The following is an 18,289-nucleotide window of genomic DNA, read 5'->3' on the forward strand; positions in this document are numbered from 1 at the left end:
ATTGGTTATCGCTTTCTGTACTTATGAATTGTTTTTTATCTCAAAGCGTATGGAGCTTTTAACTAAACTAAAACAAGCAAAAAGTAGTTAGTAAAAGGAATTACGATGAAAAGCGCTAAAGGTTTGTGTCTTAAAGTTTTTCTTCTGTTCGCAGTGGTCTGCATCAACGGTCTTGGCGTTGCTTATTTTGCAAAAGACAAAATAGATTTGCCCAGCTGGTTGCATGATGTGCTTAGTATGTCACAGCAACTGGTTGAGTTGTTTGAAGTAGAGGAAAACCCTTCATATTCTCATCTCCTCGAAGTCGAAAGCAGTGTTTCCGAAAACAACGCTATCGATATTGCTGATTTTGCCACGCATACAAATCATGTTTGTATGGACAAGAGGGCCGCCCCTTCAGCCAAGACGATTTACACATGGACAGATGGCAAGGGTATTCGCCACATAAGCGACAAGCCAAGAGATATCAACGGTAATACTTCTGTGAAAGTTGCTGGCACAATCAAGCCAGATGCAATATCTATCAACTTCCTTTCTCAAAACCTCTCTTACGAAATAAGAGCCAACGCGCTTAAAAAAGTAAAGCAGGCAATGAAAGTGTTTGCCGCTGTGACCCCTGAAGAGTCTATTGTACCTGTAATTGCAAAAGTTAAGAGCTACGACAGCAAAGCGTTATATGAACTTAACCAAAAGGCTACTGCGCCAAATTTGTCGCCAAGCACAGGTTTCTATTCAGCGAATAGTAACGAATCATCAGTCCTCATTCGCAGTGATAGCCAGACAGTGGCAACGATTACTCACGAGCTAGTGCACACCATCAATCGTCATTGGTATGGGCAGATGGTCATTTGGCTAAATGAAGGCATGGCCGAATATGCTGAATACCCTGAAGGTTTGCATAAAAGTGATTGGTATAGTTATCTAAAAAAAGTGCAACCTGTACCGTTAAATCAATTGCTAAATGGGTCAAGGAATAAGTGGAGGCAGGAACCGAAACGATACTATGCAACAAGTTGGGCTTTTGTTGCGTTCATAATGTCGGAAAATAAACCATTTATGAGCAGGTTGCTTCTTGTTGAGTCAAAAAACGGCTGCCAAGAGCTTTCTGCAAAAGATGTTGAAAAGCTTTACGGAAAAAGCATTGTTGCTATGCAGCACGATTTTCAACGTTGGATGAACAAAGCGTTGCGTTAGCGGCTTAACGTTTTGTTTTGCTACCAATCCTCCAACTGCTGCAGCGCTTTTATTCGATCGCGCTGAAGCATAAATGCTTCAAACACATCATCAAAATTAGTGTTGTCGGGGCGTAGGTTTGGCAGTGCTAAATTTGCTTGGCTGAAAAACTCATTCTTGTCGTGCTGCCAGCCTTGCTTCCACCAGTGCACTATCAGTTCTCTAGAGCTTGATAACTTTAAGCCAGTAGGCAGTTTGTCTGACTTCTTTGCGTTTATTTGGGTTTTTGTGGGCAGAAGATTCCACAAGTCGTTGTTGGGCCACCGGGCAAAAGGGAAGGCATGATCAATGGCGTAATTTGGGGCCATTAGCTTTTTTCCAGACCAACAACATGCTACTTCTTCATCGGCCATTAATTCGCTTACGCGCTTACGAATTTTTGCGGTAGTGCGTTCAGGGTCTTCCCACTTAAGTGCATTTAGGTAATCCACCTTGCTAAATTTGTGCTCTTTATTGCGCCCGTAACCTAGCCATTAGCGAAGACCATTCATTAATTAATGCAGGCTCTATCCACACGCTAAATTGCGTTAGAGAATCCCAAATATGCACAGGAACATAAAACTTGCCTAGCGATGACAAAAAGCTGAAGTCTAAAAGCAGATCGGTCTTGGGGCGTATATTTTTATTAAGTTCTACCTGGAATACACTTTCTTTTGTTCCTGGTACTTTTATATGCCCCACAGGCATTTTTTCTATAGTTGACGAAATCTTCATGAGCGCTCGATGTAGCCCTTTCACAACATCCATATCCGAGTAAAATGCACCGATATAAAAGTGGTTGCTCGTATAGGATGTAAGGCGACGCCAACCATTTTCTGTTATGAACCCCAGTCCTTTGCTCGAGTTACTGTTTTGCTGCATACCGAACTGATCAACAAGCGGTTTGTAAAGTTTAAGCCAGTACAGGGCAACTAGCCCAACAGGCAGTACAACATGTTCATTGGTTTGTTCAATAACGGCCCCCGGGTGGCCTTCAGCTATTCTAAGTAACGATCTAAGCAAGCCAACCTTGTAGGTAGATGATTTGCTGTCATTTACGACAATGTTTCTAATAAGCGGAAATGCACCCGTGCCGTTATCTGGCAACGTAAGCATAACCGTTTGCCATGTAACATCATCACGCCCTAATGCATCTGCGCTTTGTTCGTTAGTAAGCAGTCGATAGGTCAGGCCGAACTGGCTAGCAAACTGCGCTAGTTCATCTGCTGAAACGTCGTACATGGTGCGCTCATCGTCACAGTTTCCGTGGCGCAGCGAAATAATTAGTTTGCCGTTGGGTTTTAGTAGTGAAGAAAGCTTTCTAAAGGCGCGTTCTCGTGACGATGGCGCAATGTGCATCCACACAGCACTGAGTAAAATAAGGTCGAACTTGGTTTGTAGTCGAAAAACTTCAGTAAGTTCTGGTAGTGAGTCATCAATCCAATGAATGGGGTTAGCAACAGTATATTGCTGGGCAAGTTCGCGAATGCCATTTGCTTAGCTCAACGGCTACCACACCAAGGCCTTTTGCTGCCAAATAGCGAGCATCTCGACCTGAACCCGCACCTACATCAAGCACCATTCCGTCTTTAGGAATTTCGTTAAGCCATGCCTTATGCACTTCATCAAACGGCACGCTGTTATATTGCTTTGCCAGTTCAGAAGCATTGGCGGAATAGTAGGTGATATTCTTAGTCAAAATGGTTACTAGTTCGCAGCTTGATTAGATTCGATTTTATAATGATTCTTCCACATATTTATCAAATTCAAGAATTTCATCTTTAAATGGCGATTGCTCCAAAAAGTCGTTGGCTTGCTGAGTACTTTTACGTTTTAAACTCCGATAGATAGTTTCTGAAAGTCGCTGTTGGTCTTTTTTGCTATCAAGATAACTCATGTACTTCATTGCAAATTGAGGTTGGCGATAAGCTGCGTCATTAACAAAGTCAGCAAATGTTTTCTGATTGTAAATCGCGTCAGGTTGTTTAGTGAACCATTGCATAGCGGCCTCAGGTTCGTCCCAAGCCCAAGATCGCAGAAAATTGACAACTTTTTTTCCGGCTTTATCAGGTGCAGTATTATCTACAAGCCAGTTACCACTGCTCTCTCTGTCGTTATATCCCCACGTCTGTACAAAGTTGTCCTTGAGTTGCTCTAGGCGTTCGCCAGAATAGTCCTTAAGAAGCCACTCTCCTACTTGTTCGGGGGCACGTCTTGCCCATTCGCTAATAATGCCATCTTCTATTTCATGGTTGTCAAAGGATTCGGTGAGTGTAAGTAAGTCCAAGAATTCCTGTTTCGACTCGAGGCCTTGAGTGAGCCCCCACAGCGGCATCGTGACTCCATGTCCTAGTTGACTCAATTCGTTCAACTTATCAATTGCCAGCGACAAATCTTGTTTCGCTAAACCAGAAAACGTTGCTATTAGGCTACTAGATAGACGTTGCTTACTAATCCCCTCATTTCCTTGAGACTTCCCAGTAAGCGCTACAAAACGTTCATAAGAAGCTAATGGGTCCTGTTTGGCTAGGTTTACCAAGCTTATGTTTAACAACATATTCTTAAGCTGCTCATCTGCCATGTCGGTCATTGCAAAGTCGAGCGCCGCGGGCGGGTTTAATTCAGCATAGCGACCATAAAAAATGGTAAATACTGTCTGGTTTTCTTCGGATTCTTTGCTAGATAAATCATGAATAATTGCAAGCAACTGGGCCTCAGATAAATTACTCACAAACATGTATATGTTTGCCATGTCAGAAAAGGTTAGCGACATAGGGTCGCGATTGACCAGCGCCTTTAGCTGCTGTGCAAGTTCACTGGCAGTCGCCGCTTCTTCATCGTCGTTTTCTTTTTCTTCAGTATTTGGCGTGGATGCACGTGCGGTTGCAGTGGTGGCAGATAAGCGCTTGTCTTCAGCAGCCCCTTTTTCCGCTGACATGGATTTCTTCGGCTGCCCATCCAAAGGCAGTGTTTCAGAAGAAAAGTGATTAACAAAATAGCCTGCCGAAAACGCAAGCAAAAGAGAAATAAACCAAACAACATGTTTCATTGAAGAGATAACCTAACCAAGTCCATTTTAGTGCGGCCAGATTATCACCTTCAATTGCACAGAACAATGCAACTTCAAAAAGCTTACTGCTCTTGGGTTTTAGTATCTCTTGCGTCAAACCAGGCTCGCTGCCTTACTTCCATCATGCGCATTTCTTTTGAAAGCATGTTGCGGTTGGTTTGCATGAATATCCAAAGCTTGGTGGCTACCTGGGCATTAAAGCTCAGTATTAGCAGTACGCCCCAGAAAACTTGGGTGGCTTCTGGCGCTGTGAAAAACTGATAGCCACAGTAAAATAAAGCGATAGAAAGCGTTATAGCTATGGCATAACCCAGTTTCATGATGCCTGAAAAGTTGCTGGCAAAACCCAGTTTAAGGTAATCGGTTAAGCCGTCGCCTAGCATGCTGTCTAGCTCTTGCGATTGCTGCTTAAGGTAGCGTTTAATATCGTCGTCTGAATTATTCGTCATAACCGTACTCCGTTCTAGAAATGCGTTGTTTAAGTAAGGCGCGTGCGCGGTGTAATCGCGACTTCACCGTACCTAGTGGAATGCCCGCCACTAGGCTTATCTCCTTTATGTTTAAGTCGTTTAGGTAAAACAGCTCTGCAACATCCCGTTCGTTTGCGGGCAGGCTTAACAGATGCTTTAACGGCGATAAGGGGTCGCTATATACCAGCTCAATGGCTTTTTCTGGTATATGACCGTCATGTAATACTTCGTTGCTAGTTGCGCGATACCAGTCGATAATTTCCCAGCGCAGCGCTTTATAAAGCCAGCTTTTAAACAGCGATACATCGTTTAACTTGGTTACGCGCTTGGCGACTTTCGCCCACACATTTTGAACAAGATCGTCTGCCACCATACTGTCTTTTACTCGCAATACGGCGTACTTGCGCATGGCTACATGAAAATGCGCATACAGCTTACCCAGCGCCGCTTTGTTGCCAAATTGAAGCTCTACTACCAGTAGCTCTATGCCTGCATTTGTCATTGGTTTATAACAATCTCAAGTACATCAATAAGGAAAGTAACCAATAGCAGTAGTAGTGGTATTAACATTGAATGCCCTCATCGTTTTATATAAAGACGAAGCTAATGGGTTTTGGGTTCGCGGTTTTTATGTTCTGTTCTTATCATATTAATTACGCTAACCTCAAAATAAGTAGAAAACACGGATGTGAACATAAGGATATGGGATGAAAAAGACTGAACGACGCTACATGGTTCACCAATGTGAACAACGTTGGTTTACCTTGAACAAAATTGAAGGTACTTCTGATATCCGATTTTGCGCGCAGTGCACGAAGACAGTTCATTGGTGTAAAACCGAAGATGACATAAAAGAGGCCATAAGGCATAAGCGGTGCGTTGCTGCAGAAAATTCGCTTGTATACACTGACAAACCCGAAGTAAAAGAAAGTGATGATTCCTCTGAATCTCATCGCCGAGCAACGCTTTGCGTTGGAAACGTGGGATCCACGTACCGAGTTGAGGTGACTAATGCGACAACCGACGAGCCGGATTTTGAATTGTAGGGTGTCAGCATCTTGTTAAAACACCAAACTAAAGCATGCGCCGCCGTTTGGTTGGTTTTTTACGTTTACTTGCCCGCCGTGGGCCACCATGATTTGCTGCGTTAGGGCTAACCCCACACCAGTACCTTCGCGCTTGGTGGTAAAAAACGGTACAAACACTTTGCCAATGATTTCTTCGGGAACACCTGCGCCATTATCGGCAATTTCTATTACGCATCTACTGCGCTTAGTTAAGTGAACACTAATGGTAACTTTAGGGTTGGCGATACTAGTAACAGCATGTTCGGCATTATGCATAATGTTCACAATAATTTGCTCAATCATGTGTCTGTCGGCGTTTATTTGAATAGGGGCTGCACCCAGCTGCATGTCTATCGCAACCCCTTTTTTCTGCCATGCTTGAGCAAACACCGCTACGGTTTGTTCAAGTAACTCGTTAACCTTTACGGGTGCTAAATGTGGTTCGGGTAATCGCGTCAGTTTTTTATAGCTGCCAACAAACTGCATCAAGCCGTTACTTCGTCTCGATAAGGTGTCAGCGGCGTGCTCTACGTCATTTAGCTCATCTAGTAGTGCGCTGCTGTGTTGATAGTTTTGTTTTATGTCTTTCACTAGGTGTGATGTGGTATCGGCAAGCGATGCAACGGGCGTAATGCTGTTCATAATTTCATGGGTAAGCACGCGCACAAGTGCCTGCCAAGCCTGCAACTGTGCTAAGCCAAGTTCGCTATTAATGTCTTGTAGGCTAACTAGTTTTTCTTGTTTGCCCGCAATAATAATATGCGACACCGACACGGTAAGCTTATGTTTGCTGCCGTCGGCCTCAAACTCTACCAACTCTTTTTCACCGGGGCGCATGTTCACAAGTTTTGTGGCAAGGTCTGGCGAGAACTGCGCTAAATCACGCTTGTTCTTTACCAGCACTGAGCCAAAAAGCTTTCGCGCCGTGTGGTTCCACAGCACTATTTCGCCGCTTTGGTCGCCATTTTCATAAAGGCTTAGCAGCGGTACAGGCACTTGTTCTACTAAGGCTTTTAAATGCCTGAGTGTTTGCTCTTGTTCCGTCCGCTTTTGTTGAAGGTCGCTTAAAATGCTAGTAAAAGTTTCGCCCAACTTTTCAAAGCCACTGCCAAATTCGGGGTACGAGAAGCGCTGAGTAAGTTCGCCATGGCGAACCGATTCTAAAAAACGGGTTAGCTCAGCATTGGTTTTACTCACAAACTTACGGGTTTCAAATGCCAGTGCAATGACAATAACCATGGTAAGAAAAAACGTTGCGGTATAGCCGGGCGTAAACCATAGGTAGGCCGAAAGCGCTACTGCCACCATAAGGCACGCAACCCGTGCGCTCAGTAAAAGCGAAAATCGATTAAAGCCCATGTTTTTCCATCCGTCGGTATAGAGCTGCTCGTGTTAATCCAAGCGCTTTTGCAGCATGGCTAATGTTGTAGCGATACGCTTTTAACGCTTTCGATATTGTCTGCTTTTCAATGTCTTCTAGGTTGAACTGTTCGCCAGCGCCCCCCGCAGGCTGCTGTGGCGGGGTACTTGTTGCAGCGTCATTCATAATATCCGCAGTATGGTTTCCTGCCTCTGCAACATGTGCGCTAGGGGTGTTTATGTGAGGCGATACCGCCTGTAGCTGAAAGTCATCAAGGCTAAGTTCTTCACCGCTACATAAAATTACCGCGCGTTCTATGGCGTGTTTTAGCTCGCGAATATTGCCAGGCCACGAATACGCATTAAAAGCGTCTTGTAGGCTAGGGCTTAAACGTATGCCGTCTTTTGCGTATTTGCGAGCATAGTCGGCTAAGTACATATTGGCTATGGGCAGAATATCTTCTTGTCGTTGGCGTAGTGCGGGTAAGTTAAGCTCTACCGTATTTAACCTAAACAGTAAGTCTTGTCGAAAGCGGCGTTCGTCGCGCAGCTGAGTAAGAGGCATATTGGTCGCTGCTAGAATACGCACGTTAAACGGCGTGGCTTTGTTGGCGCCAACGGGGGTAACTTCTCGCTGAGCCAGCACCGCTAACAGTTTGGCTTGTAGGTGCATGGGTAGGTTGCCAATTTCATCTAAAAACAGCGTACCGCCGTTCGCGGCTAAAATACGCCCAACGCGGTCTTCCATAGCGCCGAGTAAATGCGCCTTTTTTGTGCCCAAACAGCTCACTTTCAAATATCGACTCTGGCACTGCGCCTAAGTCTACGGTAATAAAAATATTGTTACTGCGGCTGCTTTTTTCGTGAATGGCTCTGGCGATCACCTCTTTGCTTAGGTGCCGTTTTCACCCAGTATTAGCACGTTGGCGTCGGTAGGAGCGCAGCGCTCTACTATATTCATCACTAGCTGCATTGCCGTAGCCTTGGCAATAAAAGGTTGAGACTGTCTGCTTGTCAGTTTGGTAAGGGTTTCGTTGGTTTGCCTAAGAGCACTGGCTTCGCCGCGCGACTGCCCCAGTTTGACTGCCGACGATACGGTGGCTATCACCTTTTCATTTTGCCAAGGTTTGGCGATAAAGTCGGTAGCGCCGCGTTTCATCACCTCTACGGCGGTATCAATGCCGCCATGAGCGGTAATCATAATGACGACGGCTTGTGGGTCTAACGAGATAATTTTATCTAACCAGTTGTACCCTTGTTCACCGCTGCTCTCGCCTGGGCCAAAATTCATGTCTAACAAAATGGCATCAAAGCGATGTTCGCTTAGTAACGTGGGAATGTGCTCTGGCTGGTTGCAAATTCTCACATCAGAAAAGAAGCGTTTAAGCAGTAGCTTGCCAGCTACCAATATATCTTCATCATCATCTACCAGCAGTACGCTTCCTTGTTGCTTCATCATAACCTCAATACCGTTCTAGTGTTCATTAACGTACACCAACTGTTCATAAACGTACACAATGCGACAGGCTGTTTTTTGTGTTAATTCATTAAAGTTGTTTTAAATCATATGCTTATGTTTTTTGGAACGCTTCTTGTGTTAGTGAGCCCAACACAAACTTGTTTCACATGAGCATAAGCAACAAAGAGGTAGCAAAGGCTACGCCAATACTCAGCTCATGTACGCACATAGCAGGCAAAACAAAGGTACACCATGACTCAACTTAAGCGCGTAAACACAACGTCCACGTCGTCACATTCAGGCGCGACCATGGACAGGCAGGTGAAAAAAGCCAAGCCTTGGTATGCAAAAATTTATGTATTGGCGTTGGTTGCACTAGCGGTGCTCTTTGGCTTTTATAAGGCTTTCACATTCGAAAGCAAAAGCCTGTCTGTCGACGGGCAGCGCTTGTCGGTAGCCACTGTAACGCGCGGTACGTTTGAAGACTTTATTCCGGTAAGAGGTCGCGTAGTGCCAAGTCGTACCTTGTACTTAGATGCGATAGAGGGCGGGCGAGTTGAACGCATTTTGGTTGAAGACGGAGCTCAGCTTGAGCCTGGCGACTTAATTGTAGAGCTGTCGAATGCCAGCTTACAGCTTAGTGTGTTAGGCAACGAAGCTCGCGTGGCCGAGCAGCTTAATAATATTCGCAGTATTGAACTTAGCCTTGAGCAAAATCGCCTTCAGCACAAAAGTGACCTTGTAGATATTGAATACCAAATAAAGCTACTTACCCGAAAGCTAGAGCGTGAAGCACCGCTTCTTGCGTCTAATTCCATCAGCCAGTCACAGTATGACGACACAGCCGACTCTTTGTATTGGTATCAGCAGCGCTTGGCTTTAACCAAAGAAAGTCAGGCGTCGGACGCCAGAATGCAAGAGTCGCAGCTAGCGTTTCTTAAAAGCACTGGCGAACGCCTAGAGCACAACCTAGAAATCTCTCGCAAGAACCTAGAGAACATGAACGTAAGAGCGCCGGTGGGCGGCAAGCTTTCTGGCTTTAGCGTTGAAGTAGGGCAAAGCATTGGTCGCGGCGAACGCTTAGGCCAAATAGACACACCAGACGACTTTAAAGTAAGCGTGCTGGTGGATGAGTTTTATTTGCCTCGCGTCGATTTAGGGCAAACCGCGGTGTTCGACGAATACCAACTGACTATCAGCAAAATTTATCCGCAGGTACAAAACGGTCAGTTTGAAGTAGATCTTACTTTCGACCAGCAGCAGCCAACAGACATACGCCGCGGACAAACCTTACAAATGAAGCTAACGCTTGGCGATGCGAGCGAAGCGGTACTTATTCCAAACAGTGCGTTTTATCAAGACACAGGCGGCAACTGGGTGTTTGTGCTCAGTAACGATGGCTCACAAGCCACGCGCCGTAATGTGCGCTTAGGCAGGCGCAACAATAACGCAATTGAAGTGGTAGAGGGCCTTTCAGTGGGCGAGCGTGTGATAACCAGCTCCTATGCCGACTACCTAGACATGCAAGTTTTATATATTGACCAAAAATGAGGGACGAACAATGTTGAAAATGAATGATTTAAAGCGAATTTACCAAACTGATGAAGTAGAAACGTTAGCTCTCAACGGGGTCAATATTGAAATAGAAAAAGGTGAGTTTGTTGCTGTAATGGGGCCATCGGGCTGTGGCAAATCTACCTTACTAAACATTGTGGGCATGTTGGATAACCCTAGTAGCGGCGAGTATTGGTTTAACGGTGAGAACATTGCTTACTATAACGAGTCACAGCTGTCTAAAATCAGAAAGCATCACATTGGCTTTATCTTTCAGAACTTTAACTTAATTGATGAGCTTACCGTGCAAGAAAACATCGAGCTTGCGCTTTTGTATCACAAGATCAGTGCCAGCGAGCGCAAAAAGCGTGTGGCTGAGGTGATGGACAAAGTGGGTATTGCACATCGTGCTAAGCATATGCCGGGACAATTGTCGGGTGGTCAGCAACAGCGCGTTGCGGTGGCACGTGCCGTTGTCGGCGGGCAATCGATGATATTGGCCGATGAACCAACAGGTAACCTAGACAGCGCCCATGGCCAAGAGGTGATGGAGATGTTGCAAGCGCTAAATGAAGAGGGCACCACTATTGTGATGGTTACCCATAGCCCGTCTCACGCCGACTACGCGCGACGCACCATTCATTTGTTTGATGGTCATGTTGTTACCGAAAACGTAAAAGCGGCGTAGCGCTAAGGGTTTATTATGTTCAGTAACTACATTCTTATTGCGTGGCGCAATATCATTAAAAAGCCGTTGTTTTCGGCTATTAACATTATCGGCTTGGCCATAGGCCTAATGAGCTGCATATTGATCATGCTGTTTGTACGCTCAGAGTCTGGGTATGACGCATGGATGAGCGAATCAGATCGCGTAGTGCGTCTGCATACGGCGTATCACAACCCCGGTCGCCCGTCATTTCTTACGGTGCGCAGTGCGGGCATGGTAATGCCAGCCGTACGCGATTTCATGCCCAATGAAATTGAGGTGGGCGCGCGAATATTTTCAATGAATACCACTATAAGAAAAGACGGTGAAGGCTTTGAGGATAACGTACTGGTGGGCGAAGAATATTTCTTTGACTTGTTCGACTTACCGTTAGCGCATGGTTCGCTTGATACAAGCTTTGCCAAGCCTAATGATTTATTGGTTACTGAGGAAACGGCTATTCGTTATTTCGGTCGCACCGACGTAATAGGCGAAACCCTAACGCTTTGCTGTGTTGCTGGAAGACCTATCGAACTTGCCATTTCTGGTGTGCTACAAGACTTGCCCGACAACACGCATTTAGATATCAGCATGTTGGTGTACATGGATGTTCAGCTGTTTAGCACTTTCGATGGGCTGTTAAACACCTGGAACAGCGTAAATGTGTACTCTTATTTTAAGCTGCGTGAAGGCGTTAGCGTAGAGCAAGCACAGTCGCGTTTAGACTACTGGCTAAATAACGAAAGTCCTTATGCCGAGAATGCTAAAGACGCTGGTGGCGTAATGGGTGAGAGAAAGGTGACAGACTCAGTACAGCTGCGCTTTATGCCTCTTGAAAAGCTTCATCTACATGCACATAAACACGCGGGCAATATGGGTGATTTTACCGAGCTAGGAAGCGACCGCATGGTGTTTACCTTCTCCTTGGTTGCGCTGCTTATTTTGCTTATTGCCTGTATTAATTTTATGAACCTGTCTACAGCGCGCGCAGGGCTACGAGCACGTGAAGTTGCAATGCGAAAAGTGTTGGGGGCAAGTCGCGGGCAGGTTGCGGTTCAGTTTTTGGTGGAAGCAATATGCTTGGTGTTTATTGCACTTCTGCTAGCGCTTGTGGGCGTTGAAGTTGCCTTGCCGTTTTACAATCAAGTGCTAGATAAAAGCATTACGTTTGACTTGTTTTCATCGCCTGATTTACTGCTGTCATTAGCAGGCATTGTGTTGGTGGTTGGTTTAGGTGCTAAGCAGTTATCCGGCACTAGTGCTTAGCCGTTATATGCCAGGGAGAGTATTGAAAGCTAGCAAAAGTAGCGACTCTGGGGGTTCATCAAAACTGCGTTCAGCATTAGTGGTAGGTCAGTTTGCTATTTCAATTGGTTTACTTATCAGCACGTCGGTTGTGTATCTACAAACTCAGCACGCCAATAATATGGATTTGGGGTATACCACAAACAATAAATTGGTGCTTGATATTGGTTCGGCACGCGACAACCGAGATGCACTTAAAAGTCAGCTAGAGGCAATAGCTGATGTAACGGGGGTGAGTTACTCATCAGAAGCACCATCTCAAGACAACGAAAACAACACTAACTTTACCCGTCCGGGGTTCGACAATAACGAACCTGTTACCGCATTGCTTAATTACTATTCTATGGGGTATGGCTTTTTTGACGACTACGACGTAACACCGCTGGCGGGGCGTATTTTTAATGAGGCCAATAGCAGCGATGTTTTTGTTCGCGGCGACGATGAGGGAATGGGGATAGGCAGTATTGTGCTAAACCGTTCCGCCGTTACCAAGCTAGGTTTCGATACGCCAGAAAGTGCTATTGGTGCAGTTATCCATAGTAGCTATGGTGGCGGTATGTCTGAGCTTAGAGTGGTAGGCGTTATTCCTGATATCTATTTCCGTTCGGTGAAATTTGATATTCGCCCGTCTATTTACTTGCTCGACCCTAATCGCTTTCGCGTGGCGACCATTAGCTATGCCTCGAACAACGACAAGGCGGTGCGAGAAGCAGTAGAGCGAGTGTGGCGCGATGTAGTGCCGCTTGAACCAGTTAATGTGCGCTACCTTAACGACATGCTAGAGCGTCAATATCAGCAAGAAAATGCACAAATGAAGTTGCTTAGTGCGTTCGCAATACTAGCTATTGTAGTGGCGTGCTTAGGTTTATACGGATTAGCAGCCTTTAGCGCAGAGCGAAGAACGAAAGAAATAGGTATTCGTAAAGTTTTGGGCGCAGAAGTCAGTGACATTGTTAAGTTATTGGTGTGGCAGTTTACCCAGCCAGTGGCTATTGCCAACGTAATAGCGTGGCCTGCAGCAGTATGGTTAATGTTAAGTTGGCTACAGCAATTTCCTTATCGCATAGACATATTTTGGCTTATTCCAATCTGTATTGGCGCAGGCGTAATATCGGTACTTATCGCGTGGCTTACAGTAGGCGGCAACGCTGCTCGCGTCGCCCGCTGTGCCCCTATTAATGCTCTGCGACACGAATAATAAACCCTCTAACACGCAAAAAAGCCTAATATAGCTATGTTAGGCTTTTTGTTATCTATTGGCTTACAACACGCAGTCACTTTGTTGAATTAGCCATGTTTTTCTCTTTAGCAGGTGGCAGCCATCGCTATTTCTTGACTTACCCTTCTAGAAGGCATATACCCATTGTAATGAATGCTAAGTATTAGCCTTTTGGCTAAACAGGTCGCTTGGTGAAGTCAAAGTTTACTAATAACAACTTCAATAATAAGAACTTAAATAACAACAATGCAGTTTTTATGGCAGTAAAGCACATCACAATAATACGGAATTTGTTCTCGATGTTTTTGCTCATCGCTTCATGGCAGGCTATGGCAGATGATGCTCGTATTGAAAGCCTGAAAACGCAGCTTGCCTCAATGAGCAATGATGATGTAGCTAGCGTGCCTGTACTGCTTGAACTTGCCGACCTGTATTTGTACCAAGAGCCAGCCCTAGCAGAAGAGTATGCTTCAAAAGCCTTGCCTATAAGTATGCAGTCAGAAGATGACTATAACCGAGCAAGGGCGTTTCGATTGCTTGGTATGGCAAGCATGTACCTGGGTAAAACCAACGAGGCTTTCACCTACCTTTCTCAGGCGCTCAGCGCGGCGCAAAATACCGAAGACGCCCATCTGCTTTCTATCTGTAACCGTTCGGTCGGCGTGTATTATGAATTAGTGGTCGACTACGACAACGCTGTTAGGTATTACATTGAAGCCATAAAACATGGTAGGTTAAGCGATGAAATTAGCGATCTTGCCCTTGTGTATAACAACCTAGGAAACGTGCTTAACTCGCAAGCTGACTATAGCGAGGCCATCGAATATTTCAAAAAGTCTGCCGCTATTCACCGTCGTACAAAAAACTATGCAATGGAAATGAATGTCACAAATGGGTTGGGAGTATCATACTTAAAGTCTCAGCAATACGACCAGGCGCTTGCATTATTTAAAAGCGTATTAGATAACGACGAAGGCATTTACGATTTCACCTACAGTGAAGCGAGCGTTAACCTGGCTCATGTCTATCAAGCGCTGAACATGACTGACGAAGCCATTAGTATGTATCGCCATGTTATTGAGGACCCTCGCGGAGGCGCTTACCCTCAGGCATTGGCTTCTGCCTTTCTTGGTTTGGCAAAGCTTTATACTACCCTTGAGCGTTTTGATGAAGCGCTAGCATTGTACAGAACGGGCATTGTAGAAGTTAAAAACAAAACGTCGGTAGAAAGCGAAATAGCATTGTACGAAAGCTTGGCAATGTTAGAGCTTAAGCTTGGCAGGTATGAAGATGCCGCTAACACGCAGGCCGAGTACATCGCACGTCGAAATACCATTCAGCCTGTAACACAAGCGGGCATTATTAAGAAGCTGGAAAGCCAGCTAAAAACAGAACGCGAACTTATTCAACTGCAAGAAGACTTATTGCAACGAGAGCGCGAGGCACAACACTCATGGTTCTTCATATTTACCTCTGTGGTTATCTCGCTGTTGTGTTTGGTACTTTTTTTAGCGCTGCGTTTACGCCAACAAAAGCTACTGCGTCTTGAGCAAACCAATCAGTCGCTGCTGGTGGCATCAGAAACCGATCCGCTCACAGGCGTGGGTAATAGACGCTTTTTAGACAGACGACTTTCAACAATGCGCACAACCTCAATGGAAATGGCGTTTCTATTGCTGGATATCGATCATTTCAAACAGCTAAACGACACGCACGGGCATGATGTAGGTGATGATGTCCTTGTCCGGCTTGCAGAGCGCTTAAACACACTGTGTCGTAAAGAGGACGTGCTGGCGCGCATTGGCGGCGAAGAGTTTGTCATACTGCTGCCAAATGTTGATGAACAGGCCTCTTTAGCGTTCGCTGAGCGCATTAGAGAAAGCGTGGCAGATAAGGCGTTTTATGCGAAAGCACCCATTACCGTCAGTATTGGTGTTGCCGTAGGCAATACAAAAAGTGCTTGTTTTGATGATCTGTATAAGCAAGCCGACATCGCGCTGTATCAGGCTAAGTCTGACGGCCGCAATCACGTGCGAGCCTTTTCGTAAACACCAGAATTATTCACCGCTAATTCACCTTTTTGCGTTTATTATTGCTATAACGAGCTGCTGCCAACAACGACAAACATTCAATGCTAACCAAACGGAGTGAAAGCATGCCTGACAAACCGTTATCAATACTTCTCATCGAAGATAACTTGGCGTTGGCTAAGCAAGTTTGCCGTTTTGTTGAAGGTCTTGGTTGGCAGGTGGATTTTGCAGATAAGGGCAAGCAAGGTATTGCACTGGCAACGAGTACCGCTTACGACGTAGTAGTACTTGACCTAAACCTGCCAGATTGCGATGGACTGACGGTGTGCCAAGAAATCAAATCGGCGCAGCAGCGTGTAACGCCAATACTGATGCTTACTGCTCGTGATGCGTTTGAAGATAAAGCTAAAGGTTTTATGTCGGGCACTGACGACTATCTTACTAAGCCGTGCGACCTTCGAGAATTGGCCTTTCGCTGCCAAGCCCTTGCTCGCCGTCCAACGCTGCATACCAACACGGTATTGCAAAAAGGCAAACTTTGCTTGGACACCAAAGCCATTACCGCCTCTTTCGATGGCGAAGTTATTAAACTTACTAAAGTGGGCTTTCAAATTTTACATGAACTGGCTAATGCTTATCCAAGCCCTGTTGCAAGAAGTGATTTGATCACTACCCTGTACAATGGTGAATTGCCTGAGAGTAATCCGCTGAAGTCACACATTTACAACTTGCGAAAGGCACTGTCTCAATCTGGCAGTTCGCTGTCGCTGGCGACTATTGGCAGCATTGGCTACAAGCTAGAAGGTGTGGATGATGTTTAAGAAAACATCACTAGCTACGCTGCGCATTAAGGGCATTCGCGCACAACTTTTCTTTGGTTTTGGTGCTTTGGTGGTCGTAATCAACTTGTTCTATTTCAGAATGACCACGTTATTTGTTGATGTTACCGAAGGATGGGTGTCACATTATATTTTGACCAGTGAAGCACAAAACTTTGCTCAATCTGGCAATAACAGCACATCCAAAAATGACGTGCCAGCGAGTGAAAATACACTAGACGGCTTCTTGGAAACTGACCTTGTTATCGTTAGCGATGAAGGGCTTAACAGCTTAGTGTCTATTACCCCAAGTTTGTTTGACGAGCATTTATTTCGTTTTGAATACCGAGGAGCAGCGGGGTATGCCTATAAATTACTGGTTACAAACGACTATGTGCTACTAAACACGAAGAACACGCTTGGCGCTGGCGTATTTTTCTTCGGTATTTGGTGTGTTTCTTTTGAGTGCTGCAATTGGCGTTATCCTGCTTACTGTTCTCAGCACCTGGTTTATTGCAGCTAAACTGTCCGCGCCAATTATCGCACTTACAAATAAAGTGGCGTCTCAGCAAGTGGAGCGCCCATGTGAGATAGAAGAGTCGTCACGTCAGGACGAAATAGGCGAATTGGCCAAAACTTTTGAACAGACTTTTTTAGCTTTACAACAGGCTTGGCGCAGAGAACATGACTTTGCTAGCGATGTGAGTCATGAATTGCGCACGCCAATAGCACTCATCCAAAACACGCTTGTGTTAAACCAACAGCAAGACGGCGCACAAACCCCAATGTCTGAAGATGATAGGCAACTTATCGCTATGTCTGCGCGTACTCTACAAAATACCGTAGAAGTCTTGCTGTCCCTTGCCAGAAAAGAGAACCTCATTTTTGAATCTCATTTGCTGCTGCCCTTTATTGAACGGACGCTCTTGTCTTTATACGGTGCTAACCCGAACAACGAATTTGAGGTAGATGTAGACGTCAGCCCTAAAGCATTGGGTATTGGTAACGGGCATTTGATAACGTTGTTGTTTCAAAACTTAATCAACAATGGTTTTTATCACGGCGGCAAAAGTGAGTCTCACGCCAGCATGCGCGTTTACTCTAAACAAATGAGTGTGCCGGATAGCGAGCCTGAACGCGCGGGTTATGCAATAGTGTTTGAAAATGCTGTAGATGCATTTCCATCTACTAACTATCAGGGGCTGGGTCACGGGCAATATTTGGTTAAACGCATTGCACAGGTTATGCAGTGGCATATTGAGATTGAGAGCAGTGATATCGCGTACGCAGTTACCGTGTATCCTAAGCAGTAATACGAGCCTTTGCGCTAGCGCGATACAATAAGACGCCAACCCATATAAACCAAAATATATGTAAGACGCCAAACAGTGCGCCAGCATTGGCAAGCGAAGGGATAAGGGTAAGACAGCCCAAGCTACCTACTCCGGCGCCAAATAAGTGCAAAGCGCGCACAGGTAAGTGATATTGTAAGCCGTGTATGCTTAACACCAACAGCCAAAACCCGCCTACCCATTCAACGCCATCACCAAGCCCCATTTGGATGCTATAGATGGCAAACCATACGGTGCGCTGTTCTTCACTAGGTAGCATAAGTAAATATTCGATAGACAGAATGGCAATGAAACCACAGGCAATGGTGTAACACGCCCAAATAAAGCCAAACATCATGCTGAGATGGTAGGTCCATGCCTGGTTAGCGGCAATGATGCGATTGATGGTGTTTACTAGCAGAAGCAGGCTACACCCAAATACAACAAAAATGACCACATACCAAGCCTGAAAAAAGCGACCATTGGTTAAAATGAAATCAAGTCTTTGATGCGGATTTAAATGAATACCAGGCTCGATATAAAAGATCATCATAAAGCCCACCACAAAGCACATTGCACAAATAAAGGTAAGCAAAGGTGAAAACGCTTTTAAACAACTTTCTTTGTTCATTTATGATTCACCTAAACACTGATAGTCTCTTGCGTATCTAAATTAATAGGGTTTTACA

Annotated in this window: 21 protein-coding genes; 10 read left to right on the plus strand and 11 right to left on the minus strand. The window is 45.3% G+C overall.

Annotated features, from left to right (window positions below; all coding sequences use genetic code 11):
- Nucleotides 1–105: 105 nt before the first annotated feature.
- A complete protein-coding gene (locus V6N89_RS00525; RefSeq protein WP_338519685.1) occupies nucleotides 106–1,194 on the plus strand; it encodes a hypothetical protein in 1,089 nt (362 codons plus the stop codon).
- A 20-nt stretch (nucleotides 1,195–1,214) separates the two neighbouring features.
- Here V6N89_RS00525 and V6N89_RS00530 read toward each other — a convergent pair whose 3' ends face one another.
- From V6N89_RS00530 to V6N89_RS00555, 6 genes are all read right to left on the minus strand, one after another.
- On the minus strand, nucleotides 1,215–1,664 hold the full coding sequence (locus V6N89_RS00530) for an HNH endonuclease domain-containing protein (RefSeq protein ID WP_346993264.1): 450 nt from the start codon (nucleotides 1,662–1,664) through the stop codon (nucleotides 1,215–1,217).
- Nucleotides 1,665–1,683: 19 nt separating this feature from the next.
- Nucleotides 1,684–2,571, minus strand: a complete 888-nt coding sequence (locus V6N89_RS00535; protein WP_346993265.1) for a hypothetical protein — start codon at nucleotides 2,569–2,571, stop codon at nucleotides 1,684–1,686.
- Between the two features lie 94 nt (nucleotides 2,572–2,665).
- The gene (locus tag V6N89_RS00540) at nucleotides 2,666–2,911 is read right to left on the minus strand and encodes a class I SAM-dependent methyltransferase (RefSeq protein WP_346993266.1); all 246 of its coding nucleotides are present in this window, start codon (nucleotides 2,909–2,911) and stop codon (nucleotides 2,666–2,668) included.
- Nucleotides 2,912–2,947: 36 nt separating this feature from the next.
- Nucleotides 2,948–4,261 carry a hypothetical protein gene (locus V6N89_RS00545; RefSeq protein ID WP_338519689.1) on the minus strand — a complete coding sequence of 438 codons (1,314 nt, stop codon included), beginning with the start codon at nucleotides 4,259–4,261 and terminating at the stop codon, nucleotides 2,948–2,950.
- Nucleotides 4,262–4,344: 83 nt separating this feature from the next.
- Nucleotides 4,345–4,731, minus strand: a complete 387-nt coding sequence (locus V6N89_RS00550; RefSeq protein ID WP_338519690.1) for a DUF6768 family protein — start codon at nucleotides 4,729–4,731, stop codon at nucleotides 4,345–4,347.
- Nucleotides 4,721–5,254 (minus strand): RNA polymerase sigma factor, encoded by a 534-nt coding sequence (locus V6N89_RS00555; RefSeq protein WP_338519691.1) that lies wholly within the window; start codon nucleotides 5,252–5,254, stop codon nucleotides 4,721–4,723. The genes V6N89_RS00550 and V6N89_RS00555 overlap by 11 nt, the downstream gene beginning before the upstream one ends.
- 205 nt (nucleotides 5,255–5,459) lie before the next feature.
- Between V6N89_RS00555 and V6N89_RS00560 the strand changes: the two genes are divergently transcribed.
- On the plus strand, nucleotides 5,460–5,798 hold the full coding sequence (locus V6N89_RS00560) for a hypothetical protein (protein ID WP_338519692.1): 339 nt from the start codon (nucleotides 5,460–5,462) through the stop codon (nucleotides 5,796–5,798).
- Nucleotides 5,799–5,813: 15 nt separating this feature from the next.
- On the opposite strand, the gene V6N89_RS00565 is transcribed toward V6N89_RS00560, so the two are convergent.
- Genes V6N89_RS00565 through V6N89_RS00580 form a run of 4 tightly spaced genes read right to left on the minus strand, consistent with a single transcriptional unit; the run spans nucleotide 5,814 to nucleotide 8,637 of the window.
- Nucleotides 5,814–7,178, minus strand: coding sequence for a sensor histidine kinase (locus tag V6N89_RS00565; RefSeq protein WP_338519693.1), 1,365 nt, complete (start codon nucleotides 7,176–7,178; stop codon nucleotides 5,814–5,816).
- Nucleotides 7,168–7,959, minus strand: coding sequence for a sigma 54-interacting transcriptional regulator (locus V6N89_RS00570; protein ID WP_346993267.1), 792 nt, complete (start codon nucleotides 7,957–7,959; stop codon nucleotides 7,168–7,170). Before V6N89_RS00570 ends, V6N89_RS00565 begins: the two co-directional genes overlap by 11 nt.
- On the minus strand, nucleotides 7,868–8,062 hold the full coding sequence (locus tag V6N89_RS00575) for a sigma 54-interacting transcriptional regulator (RefSeq protein ID WP_346993268.1): 195 nt from the start codon (nucleotides 8,060–8,062) through the stop codon (nucleotides 7,868–7,870). Before V6N89_RS00575 ends, V6N89_RS00570 begins: the two co-directional genes overlap by 92 nt.
- 8 nt (nucleotides 8,063–8,070) lie before the next feature.
- On the minus strand, nucleotides 8,071–8,637 hold the full coding sequence (locus V6N89_RS00580) for a response regulator (protein ID WP_346993269.1): 567 nt from the start codon (nucleotides 8,635–8,637) through the stop codon (nucleotides 8,071–8,073).
- A 252-nt stretch (nucleotides 8,638–8,889) separates the two neighbouring features.
- Here V6N89_RS00580 and V6N89_RS00585 point away from each other — a divergent pair, with 252 nt between their 5' ends.
- The 8 genes from V6N89_RS00585 (at nucleotide 8,890) to V6N89_RS00620 (ending at nucleotide 17,582) form a co-directional block, all read left to right on the plus strand.
- Complete coding sequence (locus V6N89_RS00585) at nucleotides 8,890–10,188, plus strand: efflux RND transporter periplasmic adaptor subunit (protein WP_346993270.1); 1,299 nt, start codon at nucleotides 8,890–8,892, stop codon at nucleotides 10,186–10,188.
- 10 nt (nucleotides 10,189–10,198) lie between these two features.
- Nucleotides 10,199–10,879: an ABC transporter ATP-binding protein gene (locus V6N89_RS00590; protein ID WP_346993271.1), complete on the plus strand. Its 681-nt coding sequence runs from the start codon at nucleotides 10,199–10,201 to the stop codon at nucleotides 10,877–10,879.
- 15 nt (nucleotides 10,880–10,894) lie between these two features.
- Nucleotides 10,895–12,163 carry an ABC transporter permease gene (locus V6N89_RS00595; protein WP_338519699.1) on the plus strand — a complete coding sequence of 423 codons (1,269 nt, stop codon included), beginning with the start codon at nucleotides 10,895–10,897 and terminating at the stop codon, nucleotides 12,161–12,163.
- 22 nt (nucleotides 12,164–12,185) lie between these two features.
- Nucleotides 12,186–13,400: an ABC transporter permease gene (locus V6N89_RS00600; protein WP_338519700.1), complete on the plus strand. Its 1,215-nt coding sequence runs from the start codon at nucleotides 12,186–12,188 to the stop codon at nucleotides 13,398–13,400.
- Between the two features lie 320 nt (nucleotides 13,401–13,720).
- Entirely contained in the window at nucleotides 13,721–15,469 is a 1,749-nt protein-coding gene (locus V6N89_RS00605; RefSeq protein WP_346993272.1) for a tetratricopeptide repeat-containing diguanylate cyclase, read from the plus strand.
- Nucleotides 15,470–15,576: 107 nt separating this feature from the next.
- Entirely contained in the window at nucleotides 15,577–16,272 is a 696-nt protein-coding gene (locus tag V6N89_RS00610; protein WP_338519705.1) for a response regulator transcription factor, read from the plus strand.
- A complete protein-coding gene (locus tag V6N89_RS00615; protein ID WP_346993273.1) occupies nucleotides 16,262–16,792 on the plus strand; it encodes a hypothetical protein in 531 nt (176 codons plus the stop codon). The genes V6N89_RS00610 and V6N89_RS00615 overlap by 11 nt, the downstream gene beginning before the upstream one ends.
- On the plus strand, nucleotides 16,731–17,582 hold the full coding sequence (locus V6N89_RS00620) for a sensor histidine kinase (RefSeq protein ID WP_338519709.1): 852 nt from the start codon (nucleotides 16,731–16,733) through the stop codon (nucleotides 17,580–17,582). Before V6N89_RS00615 ends, V6N89_RS00620 begins: the two co-directional genes overlap by 62 nt.
- Here V6N89_RS00620 and V6N89_RS00625 read toward each other — a convergent pair.
- Nucleotides 17,572–18,231, minus strand: coding sequence for a hypothetical protein (locus V6N89_RS00625; protein ID WP_346993274.1), 660 nt, complete (start codon nucleotides 18,229–18,231; stop codon nucleotides 17,572–17,574). The genes V6N89_RS00620 and V6N89_RS00625 overlap by 11 nt on opposite strands.
- Between the last annotated feature and the right edge of the window lie 58 nt (nucleotides 18,232–18,289).

The organism is Alteromonas gracilis (assembly GCF_036870955.2).
GTDB lineage: Bacteria > Pseudomonadota > Gammaproteobacteria > Enterobacterales > Alteromonadaceae > Alteromonas > Alteromonas gracilis_A.